The sequence below is a fragment of the Paenibacillus sp. FSL P4-0081 genome, from assembly GCF_000758565.1.
GTDB classification, from domain to species: domain Bacteria; phylum Bacillota; class Bacilli; order Paenibacillales; family Paenibacillaceae; genus Paenibacillus_AQ; species Paenibacillus_AQ phytohabitans.
On record NZ_CP009280.1, the window covers coordinates 1907015 to 1918759 of the forward strand.

Sequence of the window (11745 nt, forward strand, 5' to 3'; positions counted from 1 at the left end):
TTTACGCAGGTAAGCTACTCTTCATCAATCTAAAGGTATAAGCAGAGAAGCCCAGTGTATGCGGGGCTTCTTTATTTTAGATAAATTTATCGTAGGAACAGGGGGCACACCATGAAAAAAACACCGATGATGCTACAGCTGGCATTGATTCTATTCTGTATCATGGCCATTCCGGCAGCGATCTTGACGTGGTATAGCGGGGCACAGATCATAGAAAACTCAGAGACAGCCATCGGTGAATCTGCACTTGCCGGTCTCAATGCCAACCGCAAGTTAAATGAGAATGCACTGGCCAATCTCGCCCAGGATACGGCGCGTCTGGCTGCAACCAATGTATTTGAACGCATCCGCAGCTTCGAGACGTATGACGAGGTGAACGCAAGCTACACTAACGTGACCAAGGCCTTGTCTGTGATGAATGAACTGCTGAACCTGAACCGCCGTGTAGACGGTGTTTATTCCTCATATTTTTATCTGAATAACTCCGATTATGTTATTTCTACAGACAATGCGGTTACGAAGCTGGAGCGGTATGAGCAGGTAGGCTGGACATCCGAAGCTCTGGCAGGCCAGAGAGGAATCAGCGGTGTGTGGGTACCCCGCGTGCTGGGCACGGGCGATCATGTGGTGTCCTATGTGTACCCTCTCAATCGTCTCTCCTCCACGACGGACGGATTGATTGTCGTCAATATGCGGGAGAGTCAGATCGGCAAATATCTGAATACGGCAGAGGCCGGGGACGGCCATTCCCTGCTCCTTGGATCTGACGGAAAAGTAATATCACACAGTGACAAGTCGCTGCTGCTCACCGACGGCTTTGAGCAGCCCTTCCTACAGGAAATCCTGAATCAGGATTCAAGCGAGGGCTATACATTCCGCGAGCTGGACGGCAACCGGATGGTTTACGCATGGAGCCGCTCGGCATTGTCCGGATGGTGGAATGTAAGCTGGAGCTCGATGGATAAGCTGATGACCAAATCACGGGATATGCAGGGGAATATTATTTTGCTTACCGGAGCTATTATTGTGCTGGGAACGGTACTGGCGGTCTTTCTCGCTACCTGGATGTCCAGACCACTCCGGCAATTAGTCCGGATGATACGCTCGAAAAGTAATCTGGAGGTAGTCAATAAGAATGAGCTTGCCTTTCTGAATGTGGCGTTTAAGCGGATGCAGGAGGAGGAGGAAGGCCTGTTCCAGCTGCTGCAGGAGCGCGAACAGGACACCCGCAGCTTCGCCGTTCACCGCCTGTTGCGCGGAGAGATTCCGCCCCGGATTACGGAAATCTTCCCTGAGCTGTATTACAGAATAGCTGTGGTCTCCATCGACCAGTACAGAGTGTATGTTGGCAATACGAATCTCGAGACACGCAGCTACCACGGATACCTGCTGAACGCGAAGTACGAGAGCCTGTTCCCGGAGGGGGTTCTGGCCCGTTCTGTCTATCACAGTGACGGATGTATTGTGATTGTAATCAACTTTGCTCCGGGCGGGGATGAGCAGAGTTGTGACCGGATCGATCAGGCGCTGGACAGAATCCGGGAGGAGTCGCTAGAGCTGTTGGGGCATTCTGTCACCATAGGGGTAAGCGGCTTGGCAGATGCACCCGAAAGGGTAGCCCAGCGGTTGTTCGAAGCGATGGAGTTGATTAAGCAGCGGATGATTAAGGGAGCCGGAAGCGTGATGTACTGGCAGGACGAAGAGGAGAACAGCCGTAAATATATGGATTCCGAGAGCAGCGAGCGGCGGATTCTCAACTTCCTGGATGCCGGCGATCTGAACGGGATACTTAAGGAGCTCCAGGTCATCCGCTGCCAGATCGGTTCAGCAGAGAATATTTCCTACGATAACATTATGTTCATTTATCACCAGCTGCTGGGTGCGACGATCAAGCATCTCCGTGAGAATCATATCAGTACCGGAAGAATGATTATGGGGAAAGGCAACATCTACACTCTTCTGGCATCGATGGATACGCTGGATGAGCTTGAGGAATATTTGCACGGGTTCTTCCAAGAAATCGTGCAGGACCTGGACCGGGGTACCCGTGAAGCCAATCATGGGGAACGGATCATTCAATATTTGCAGGATCATTACCGTGAAGAAATTGTATTGAAGGATATGAGCCATGATTTTGGCATCAGCTATTCCTATATGCGCAAGATTGTGTATGACTTAACCGGCAAGAGTATGATTGATTATCTGAACCAGCTGCGTATCGAGAAGGCCAAGGAATTGCTGCTGGATACCGACCTGACGATCAAACAGATTGCGGCAGAGGTGGGCTACTTTAATGTACAGAGCTTCAACCGGTTTTTCCGCAAATACGAGGGCATGCCGCCGAGCAGCTACAAAACAGCCAAGACCAAAAGCTCTTAAGGGCCTGCTTCTGGCCGTAATTATTCCATTCATGACTCTTAATGAAAACGTTTTAGCCTATCATATTTGATCATATTGCTGCTGCGGAGGCCTTATAAACCGCGTGGTTGTCAGTTTTAATGGCCAGCAGCATTACTCATCGTATTCAAAACCGGCTAATGGAGATAGCATAGAGCTCAGGCCGGTGGATGCAACTGGCACAGAGATAAAATGATGTAGGAGGTGAGACTTTGAAAGTTGCAAACGCTTCAAAGACAAATCAAAATGCTCTATTAAGAAAGAAACAGGGGCCCGGGTATTTTTTAAAGCGTGACTGGCAGCTCTATTTCCTGGTATTGATTCCACTGTCTTTTGTAATCGTATTCAAGTATCTGCCGATGACCGGACTTGTAATCGCTTTTAAAGACTACAAAATTGCAAAAGGCTTCTGGGGCAGTGAATGGGTGGGCCTCCAAATCTTCCAGGATATTTTCGCCAAGCCTGACTTTGCTCCTGCCGTCCGTAATACGCTGCTGCTGAATATTCTGGATCTGTGTTTCAGCTTCACGATGCCGATTCTGCTGGCGCTGCTGCTGAATGAGGTCAAAAGTATCCGGTTCAAACGCATCAATCAGACGCTGCTGTACTTGCCGCATTTCCTGTCCTGGGTCATTATCGGGGCCATCGCATATCAGCTTCTTAGTGAAGGCGGCGGTGTGATTAACAATCTGATTGAACTGATGGGCGGTACCCGCGTTCCGTTCCTGCAGGAAGACACGAACTGGCTGATCAGCTATCTGGCTATCGGTGTGTGGCAGAGCATGGGCTGGGGCACGATTATCTATCTGGCGGCGATGAGCGGGATCAACCCGGAGATGTATGAAGCGGCTACGGTCGATGGAGCAGGACGCTGGAGAAAGGTATGGAATATTACGGTACCTTCTATCCGTGCAACCATCGTAACCCTGCTGATCATGAATCTGGGGAAAGTAATGGAGGGCTCGTTCGAGCGCATCTTCGCTCTGCAGAACAAGGCTACCACAGAGTACACAACAACCATACCGGTTCTGGTATACCGCTGGGGGATTGAATCCGGTAATTTCAGCCGGGCGACCGCGCTTGGATTATTCCAATCTGTTATCGGAATTATTCTTGTAATAACGGCAGATCGCGTCGCTAAAAAGCTCGGTGAAGATGGAATATTATAGAAAGGAGGGAAACCATGAGAGCATCAACAGTCCGTTCGGCCTCACTAAGTAAAGGACGTTTGGACATCTGGGATGTGCTGATCCGCATCGTCTTAATTGTTGTTTCACTAATTTGTTTGCTGCCGTTCCTGCATGTCGTGTCGAAATCCCTGAGCTCTGACTCCTTCGTCATTGCCAATAAGGTCTTCTTGTGGCCGCAGGGCTTCACCATCGAAGCGTATAAGAAAATCTTCGCGGATGCCAGCATCCTCCGTTCCCTGTACATCTCGGTAATTGTAACCGTACTGTTCACGATTCTGGGAATGATTCTGACGATATGCGCTGCGTATCCGTTGTCGAGAGCCCAGTTCAAGGGCCGCCGGGTTATCACCTTCATTTTCCTGTTCACGATGTACTTTAGCGGGGGGATCATCCCGGATTACATGAACATTAATAATCTGGGACTGATGGATACGATCTGGTCACTGATTCTGCCCTTGTCATTCAGTGCCTTCAATTTGCTGATTATGAAGACATCGCTAACGCACGGGATTCCGGTGAGTCTGGAAGAATCGGCGCGCATCGACGGTGCCGGTCATTTCCGGATTCTGTTCAGCATCGTCCTGCCGTTGTCCAAGCCGATTATGGCGACACTTGCCCTCTTCTACGCAGTTGGGCGCTGGAATGCTTACCAGGATGCACTGTTCTACATCAAGCATGAGACTTCGCTCCGGCCGCTACAGCTGAAGCTGTATTATCTGGTCATTCAGGCGAGTGAAAGCTTCCAGCTGGAAGCCACCACAGTATCACTCAGCAACCCGGAAGTGCTTAAAGCATCCGTCGTGGTGTTTGCTACCCTGCCGATTCTCTGCGTGTATCCTTTCGTTCAGAAATACTTCGTGCAAGGAGTTATGCTAGGAGCCGTTAAGGAGTAGCCGTATGTTCCGCAAGCAGCAGTAAATAGCACCCGAAAATTAAAAATGGGGGAATTACGATGAACAAAAAAGGTTTTGCTTCATTAATGATGGCATCTGTCATGACAGCCGGCATGCTTGCCGGATGCTCCGGCGGAAATAATAAACAGAGTGCCGGAACGGACACGCCTGCAGCTTCCAGCAACCAGAGTGAGGGCTTTGCAGATTATTCACAAGGCTTTAAAGAGAAGGTTGCGATTGATATTCCGGTCTATGAACGCGCTTTCGAGGGCTGGAATGTAAGTGATAACTATTACACCCGCTGGGTTCAGGCGGAGTTCGGTGACAAATACAATATCGATGTTAACTTTGTACCTATCTCCCGCAGCAGTGAAGTAACTGATTACGAGCAGCTGCTCGCATCGCATAAGGCGCCGGATATTATTTTCCACTACGATATGCCTCAAGCGCTTACTTATTACGGCGAAGATGTGATGCAGGAGCTTGACTATTCAGAAATAGAAAATTATGCTCCAACTTACTGGGCAAATCTGGGTGAAACGATCCAGCAGTACGGCAAAGTGGACGATAAGAATACCTTCTTCTTCGCTGCACGTCCTGAAGCCGATAACTTCGTCAGTATCATCCGTAAAGACTGGGTGGAGCAGGTTGGCATGAAGGTGGAGGATTTGACCTCCCTGGAGAAGTATAATGAGATGCTGGCGAAATGGAAAGAAGCCGGACTTGGTGTGACTGCGGGGAATCTGATTAAGGACTTCTACAGCTATAACTATGCTTTTCGTGAATGGCCGGTGGATCAGGCATATCGTGCCCTGTATTCGGATGTAAGTGTTGCTGACTTCACCAGCGCTGATACCGAACGTTTCCTGCGCAATCTGAACTATCAGTACAATAACGGTCTCGTGGATAAAGAGTTCTATCTGCGCAGTGATGATAACAAGATCAAATCTGAATTCGTTGCCGGCAAAACGGGTAACTACGCATTCTATCTGACCAACAATGCCGATGTCTTCGCAGCTACGCTGGCCAACAACCCGGATGCCGAATTTGCGGTAATTCCTCCGAATGCAATGGTGCCGGAAGGTTACAAGCCTCAAGGACGCGCTTACTGGCCGTTCGGCTTCATCATGGGCATCAACTATGAGACTACGGATGAAGAGCGTGCTGCCGTCTGGATGTACCTCGAGTGGCTGAGCCAGCCGGAGAACCTGTTCAAATTCCAGAACGGTATTGAAGGCGAGAACTATACACTTGATGCTGAAGGCATTGCTGTGAAGAACCCGGATTACAAAGGCGAATCTGTCCTCTCCACGAACAACAATAAAGACTACTGGGGACTAGTGACTGAAATTGCACAATATCCGGATGCAGAGAAGACCCTCCAGTCGAATCTGCGTAACTGGTCACCGGCCGGCTATGAATATCTCGCCGAGGATATGGTGAAATACTACAACGAGGTTGCGGAATTCCGTACACCTGATGCCATGTTCAGTGTAGTGCTCGAAAAGGTTAATGAATACAAAGCGGATCTGAACTCGCTGTTCCAGGATCTGTATGTGAAGACCGTTCTGGCTCCGGAAGCTGAATTCGATGCAGCCTATGCAGATGCCAAGAAGAGCTTCCTTGATGCTGGATATCAGGAAATCCTTGATGAGAAGCAGGCAGCTATCGATGCGGGCCAGTTCCGTTGATTTGAAGTTATAACGACAAAAAGAGGCTGTTCCAAAAGCCATGAAATGGCTGCTTGGGACAGCTCTTTGTTTTGGAGTAGGATCAACGTGAGCACTTGGGTGGACGCTCCGCGAACGGACTGTTGTTCCAATCGCTGTGCTCTCCAGATTTTTTTCATTCCCCTTAGCGGTGAAAATCCGGAGACCAAGGCGAACGCATTCGCTTTTCCACAATCAGTCCGTCCTCTCCGCTGTTTAAGCGGGAAGCGTGTCTGTAATTTCACAATGCCTTCGTCATAAACACACTGTAAGGATCTTCAATGTAATCCGCAAACGGGCTGCAGGTCTCAAACCCGAATCGTTCGTATAATTTCCGGGCCGCCTCGAAGCCTTCCGTCGATCCGGTTTCCAGACTCAGCCGCACATAGCCTTGCTGCATAGCTTCCTTAAGGATGTGGGCAAGCATTGCAGAAGCGACGCCTTTTCTGAGGTGCCTGCCAGAAGTCCGCATGGATTTGATTTCACCATGATGGTCCCCAAGGTCTTTAAGCGCCCCGCAACCTAATAGCTCGCCGTGTTCCCAGGCACTCCAGAAGGTGATTTCCGGTGACCGTAATTTGTCCAAATCCAGTGCATGTACACTCTCCGGCGGGGATTGCTCAAACATGCTCTGTAAATGCTCGCTGATCAATGCTATGATTTCAGTTCCAGTCAAATTATCGATTCTAATCTCCATGTTATTCACTCCTGAGTGTAAGATGACGATCCAGGGCCATTCTACATTTGTTTTTTGTGCCAGAAACGCCATAATGAAATAACGATATTCATTAGTATATATAGATTTATTATTGTTGTAAATACAACATTATTGGACGGGCAGGTGATCAAGTGAAAGAGATACTGCGTGAGGTTGGAATGATTGCGAGGGCACTGGATTCTATAAGTAATATAGAGTTCAAGGAATTAGATCTGACTAAGGGGCAATATTTATATCTCGTCCGCATCTATGAGAATCCGGGAATTATTCAGGAGAAGCTGTCCGAAATGATCAAGGTAGACCGGACAACCGCCGCACGTGCAGTGCAGAAGCTTGAAGTCCAAGGCTTCATTGAGAAGAAGGATGATGAAACAAACAAAAAAATCAACAGGCTGTTTACAACTGAAAAGGGTGATCAGGCTTATTCTTTTCTGAAAAGAGAAGGGGATCATACGGACAGGGTTGCCTTAGCAGGGTTCTCCGGACAAGAATCAGAACTATTATTTCAGCTTCTGCAGAGAGTCCGGAAAAATATTGAGGTTGAATGGGAGTATGTGAAGAAGGGGAATAAAAGAGAGTACTAATTTGTCCGCCCGAGGGGAATTGTAGAGATGAGAACTCTCAAATTCGAATCAGGATGAGGACGGAATTCATGAAGCAAACCTCCAGTAAAACCGAAGAAGACAAGAAGCTTAAATGGTGGCAGCTCAGTTTATTGGGCACAGCAGGGACTATAGGAACCGGATACTTTTTGGGCTCGGGACTGGCCATCTCCATGGGCGGTCCTGCTGTGCTGCTGGCCTACATTTTGGCGGCTGGCGGAACCTATGTTGTATTTGATGCGCTGGCAAGGATGACGGCAGAACATCCGGAGCAGGGCTCCTTCCGGTCCTATGCCAAGAAAGCGTTCGGCAGCTGGGCAGGGTTCGGAAGCGGCTGGGTATATTGGTTCTCGGAGCTGCTGATTATGGGAAGCCAACTTACAGCGTTATCCATCTTCTCGCGTTTTTGGTTTCCGGCCGTACCGATGTGGGTTTTTGCTGCCGGGTTTGCCGCAGTGAGCCTGTTGATTGTGTTTTTCGGGAATAAGGGATTTGACCGGGTTGAAAATATACTGGCTGTCATCAAAGTGGCGGCGATCCTGATGTTTCTTGTGATTGCTGCTGCGCTTCTGGCAGGCTGGATCGGTGGGGGGAAGTTCACACCGAAGGTACCCCTTGGGTATAAGGCATTGTTTCCGTCAGGAGGTATCGGACTATGGTCGGCCTTTATTTTTGCTTTTTATGCTTACGGCGGCATTGAGGTGCTGGGGATTATGTCTTACAGGCTCAAGAAACCTGAGGAGGCTCCAAAGGCGGGGAAGGTCATGCTGCTCGGACTGGCTGGGGTGTATGTCCTGTCGATCGGACTTGCGGTGATCATGGTGCCGTTAAGCGCCTTCAACCCGAAGGAAAGTCCTTTTGTTCTCGCACTGAGCAGCGATCATCTGGCCTTTGTGCCGCATTTGTTTAACGGGGTGCTGATCATTGCCGGATTCTCCACGATGACAGCCTCGCTGTATGCCATTACCTCAATGATGATCACTCTTGCGCAGGAAGGCGATGCGCCCAAGTTATTCTCGAAGAAATGGAAGGATAAATATCCGTTCTACGCACTATGTCTGATTGCTGCCGGTCTAATAGGTGCTATCATGATGTCCTTGTGGCTGCCGGGAAAAGTATATGAATACATTACCACGGCTGCGGGCCTCATGATCCTGTATAACTGGTCCTTTATCTTACTCTCAGCCGGCCGGCTGCTTAAGCCCAGTCTTCTCAGCGGAGTGAAACGCTGGACGGGCCTGGTGCTGATTGCGGCTGCTGTAGCAGGGACACTGTTTCATGCGCTCAGCCGTCCGGGCTTCTACATCAGTCTGCTGATTGTTTCACTGATTGCGCTGAGTGACTGGATTGTTCAACACTATCGCGGCAAAAAAGGCGGTACCCATGAATCCCATTCCCTGCAGGGCGGTCCTGAGTTCCGGATCACAGGGATCAGGCTGCGCAAAAACAAGGTTTAATGAAAAAAGAGCAGCCGTGCAGCCTGTACACCAAAATAAAAACCAAAGCCAATCAGCGACAGGCCGGACAGTACGGAGATCACCTGTAATACCCTGACCGTCAGAAACTTACGGAAGAGACTGGAGGCGGCCGCCATGGTTACGTCCCAGAGCAGAATCCCGAGGACGATTGCCCCGCTGTAGATCAGCAGCTGCTGCATCGGATAATTACTGGCAGCCTCAGCCAATATCGAGCCGTATATCCCCAGCCAGAACAGGATGGACAGGGGATTGAATAAGGACATCAGAAATCCCGACACATAAGACCTGGACAGTGAGGCATCGCTTCCCCTTAGGCCGGCCACTGAAATGTCTCCTGTATTCTTGATGCTGTCCACCCCTGTATAGACGAGGACAAAGAACCCGAACAGCCACAAGAATACTTTCACAAACGGATCGTCCAGCAGGTGAATTAGGCCGAAATAGACAAGCAGCATATAGATAATATCTGCGCTGACCGCCCCCAGGCCAACAGCCCAGGCAGGCATGAATCCTCCGCGGAGTCCCTTGTCCAGCTGTGCAGCATTAATGGGCCCCAAGGGTGCGGAAAGAGATAATCCCAGAAAGATATAACCTATAAATACGTTAATGTTGTCCTCCCCCTTTATACAGATAGCATATTCTGGTAAAGGCGGATATAGGACAACCAAAAGAAGGCCCGCGAAAGATCGCGGGCCCTCTTTATGGGATGTTGAGTGTAAACAGTTTACACTCTAACGGTTTCAGGTCTTTTAGTTAGAAGAGGCGGTGGAATCAGCCAGCCCTTCTTCTTATTCAAATGCAGAATTTTAACGCCTATGGCTGCTTTGGTAAGGTGGTATTTGGCAAATAAGGCCCCGATATCTTCGCGGATGGATTGCCCCATAGCCTGACTGCATGCTACCAGTCCTGTAGCGGTATCAGCAGCAAGTTTGGCAGCTATTTCAGGATCTGTGAACCGTGCCCCCACAGGGATATCCTCAAGCTTGGCATCCGGCCGGTCTGGCATTACCGGTGCAGAGGCAAGACCCTGCTCGGTGAGCAGAGTATCGCACTCACTGATTTCCAGCTCTGCCTGATCAATTAATGTTCCTAATATTTTTTTGAGATCGTTATCGCCAGCGTGATACATATAAGCTCTGTAACACGACAATGCTCCCTTGGCTACCATCGAGGCTTGCCAGACCGTGAAGATTTCTCCATAGTGCATCGGTTCTTCTTTGGGGTTACCGCCTAAAATTCCTGTCATAAATAAACTCCTTTATTGTTGGATTTGAACAAGAACTAGCATGCCCGCAAAGAACATGGATGTTGCAGCATTTTCACCGATACAATCTAAATTCATAATATTGCTACATAATCTCAGCCGGACCTCCCTTTTTTGTTCAATGAACAGCATCAATATCTCCCTGCAGGGTGTATAAATAATGCTGTATGAACCACAATAAGCAGGATGTGATTACAAAGAAGGTGGTTCGCCATGAAAGGTTCAAAAGGAGCATTAATTGCACTTGCTTCCATCCCGTTAATCATGACACTTGGCAATTCCATGCTGTTGCCTATTCTGCCGCAGATCTCCAAAAAGCTTGGTATCAATGCTTTTCAGGTCAGTATGATCATCACGGTGTATGGCCTGATCGCCATCTTGATGATTCCGGTTGCCGGTTATCTGTCAGACCGCTTTGGACGTAAAATCGTTATCCTGCCCAGTCTCATCCTTGCGGCCATAGGCGGAGCTATTTGTGTTGCCGCTGCCTGGTTCTTAACCGGAGTAACTGCCTACTGGGTCATCCTCGGAGGGCGTCTAGTCCAGGGGATTGGAGCCGCAGGAGCCTTTCCGATCGTCCTTCCCTTCGTAGGCGATCTGTTCAAGGATGAGAAAGAGGTTAGTAAAGGATTGGGAATCATTGAAACCTCCAACACCTTCGGCAAAGTATTAAGTCCGATCCTTGGCGCGTATCTCGGTACATTGCTATGGTATGCACCCTTCATCGCGATTCCGGCCTTGTGTCTGATTTCCTTTGCGCTTGTTGTGTTTCTCGTCAAGAAACCAAAGTCAGAGGAGAAGGCCGAAAAGAAAAGCATCGGGCAATTCTTAACCGGCATTAAAGAAATCCTGCATGAAAGGGGCCGCTGGCTGTATGCCATATTTGCGATAGGCGGAATCTGTATGTTCGCAACCTTCGGCGTGCTGTTCTATTTATCGGAGACGCTGGAGTCGGAGTATAACCTGCATGGGGCCTCCAAGGGATTTGTACTGGCCATTCCCCTTGCACTTCTGTGTCTGGCCTCTTACGGAAGCGGCAAAATCATCGGCAAAAACAAGCTGTTAATGAAATGGCTCGGTTTCGGAGGTATGGCGGTGCTTACAGCAGCTATGCTGATAACAGGCTTTAGCCAGAATATATACTTCATGGTAGGCTTCTTAAGTTTAAGCGGTGTCGGGATTGGTGTGGTTCTGCCCTGCATGGATGCGCTGATCACGGAGGGGATTGAAAAAGAGAACCGTGGTACAATCACCTCCTTATACAGCAGCATGAGATTTATCGGGGTTGCACTGGGCCCGCCGGTCGTGTCACTTCTAATGAACCGGGGACATTGGGTTTTATTCGGTACTATGGCAGCCGTAGGGGCGGCTGGCGGGCTTCTGTCCTTTTTCGCCGTTACTCCAAGCAAAGGAGAGGCTGGAGGCGAGAACAATCTGAAGCAAACCAGCATGAAGCATAAAAAAGCAAATCCGATGCGCCAGCGTGTCCGTTAG

At 49.3% G+C, this 11745-nt stretch carries 10 protein-coding genes; 7 read left to right on the plus strand and 3 right to left on the minus strand.

Annotated features, from left to right (window positions below; translation table 11 throughout):
• Positions 1 to 111: 111 nt before the first annotated feature.
• The 4 genes from P40081_RS08195 (at position 112) to P40081_RS08210 (ending at position 6171) form a co-directional block, all read left to right on the plus strand.
• Positions 112 to 2379 (plus strand): helix-turn-helix domain-containing protein, encoded by a 2268-nt coding sequence (locus tag P40081_RS08195; RefSeq protein WP_042134636.1) that lies wholly within the window; start codon positions 112 to 114, stop codon positions 2377 to 2379.
• Between the two features lie 230 nt (positions 2380 to 2609).
• Positions 2610 to 3566 carry an ABC transporter permease gene (locus tag P40081_RS08200; RefSeq protein ID WP_042134638.1) on the plus strand — a complete coding sequence of 319 codons (957 nt, stop codon included), beginning with the start codon at positions 2610 to 2612 and terminating at the stop codon, positions 3564 to 3566.
• A 14-nt stretch (positions 3567 to 3580) separates the two neighbouring features.
• Positions 3581 to 4480 carry a carbohydrate ABC transporter permease gene (locus P40081_RS08205; protein ID WP_042134639.1) on the plus strand — a complete coding sequence of 300 codons (900 nt, stop codon included), beginning with the start codon at positions 3581 to 3583 and terminating at the stop codon, positions 4478 to 4480.
• Between the two features lie 59 nt (positions 4481 to 4539).
• Positions 4540 to 6171, plus strand: a complete 1632-nt coding sequence (locus P40081_RS08210) for a type 2 periplasmic-binding domain-containing protein (RefSeq protein ID WP_042134641.1) — start codon at positions 4540 to 4542, stop codon at positions 6169 to 6171.
• 259 nt (positions 6172 to 6430) lie between these two features.
• Here the strand turns inward: P40081_RS08210 and P40081_RS08215 are convergent, their stop codons facing one another.
• A complete protein-coding gene (locus P40081_RS08215; RefSeq protein WP_042134642.1) occupies positions 6431 to 6886 on the minus strand; it encodes a GNAT family N-acetyltransferase in 456 nt (151 codons plus the stop codon).
• A 152-nt stretch (positions 6887 to 7038) separates the two neighbouring features.
• Here P40081_RS08215 and P40081_RS08220 point away from each other — a divergent pair, with 152 nt between their 5' ends.
• Positions 7039 to 7491 carry a MarR family winged helix-turn-helix transcriptional regulator gene (locus P40081_RS08220; RefSeq protein ID WP_042134644.1) on the plus strand — a complete coding sequence of 151 codons (453 nt, stop codon included), beginning with the start codon at positions 7039 to 7041 and terminating at the stop codon, positions 7489 to 7491.
• 68 nt (positions 7492 to 7559) lie between these two features.
• Complete coding sequence (locus tag P40081_RS08225; RefSeq protein WP_081969877.1) at positions 7560 to 8966, plus strand: amino acid permease; 1407 nt, start codon at positions 7560 to 7562, stop codon at positions 8964 to 8966.
• Here the strand turns inward: P40081_RS08225 and P40081_RS08230 are convergent.
• Positions 8963 to 9595, minus strand: coding sequence for a LysE family transporter (locus P40081_RS08230; protein ID WP_042140865.1), 633 nt, complete (start codon positions 9593 to 9595; stop codon positions 8963 to 8965). The genes P40081_RS08225 and P40081_RS08230 overlap by 4 nt on opposite strands.
• Positions 9596 to 9711: 116 nt before the next feature.
• The gene (locus P40081_RS08235; RefSeq protein ID WP_042134645.1) at positions 9712 to 10233 is read right to left on the minus strand and encodes a DUF3231 family protein; all 522 of its coding nucleotides are present in this window, start codon (positions 10231 to 10233) and stop codon (positions 9712 to 9714) included.
• A 231-nt stretch (positions 10234 to 10464) separates the two neighbouring features.
• On the opposite strand from P40081_RS08235, the gene P40081_RS08240 reads away from it, so the two are divergent.
• Positions 10465 to 11745 (plus strand): bacillibactin exporter BcbE, encoded by a 1281-nt coding sequence (locus P40081_RS08240; RefSeq protein WP_042134647.1) that lies wholly within the window; start codon positions 10465 to 10467, stop codon positions 11743 to 11745.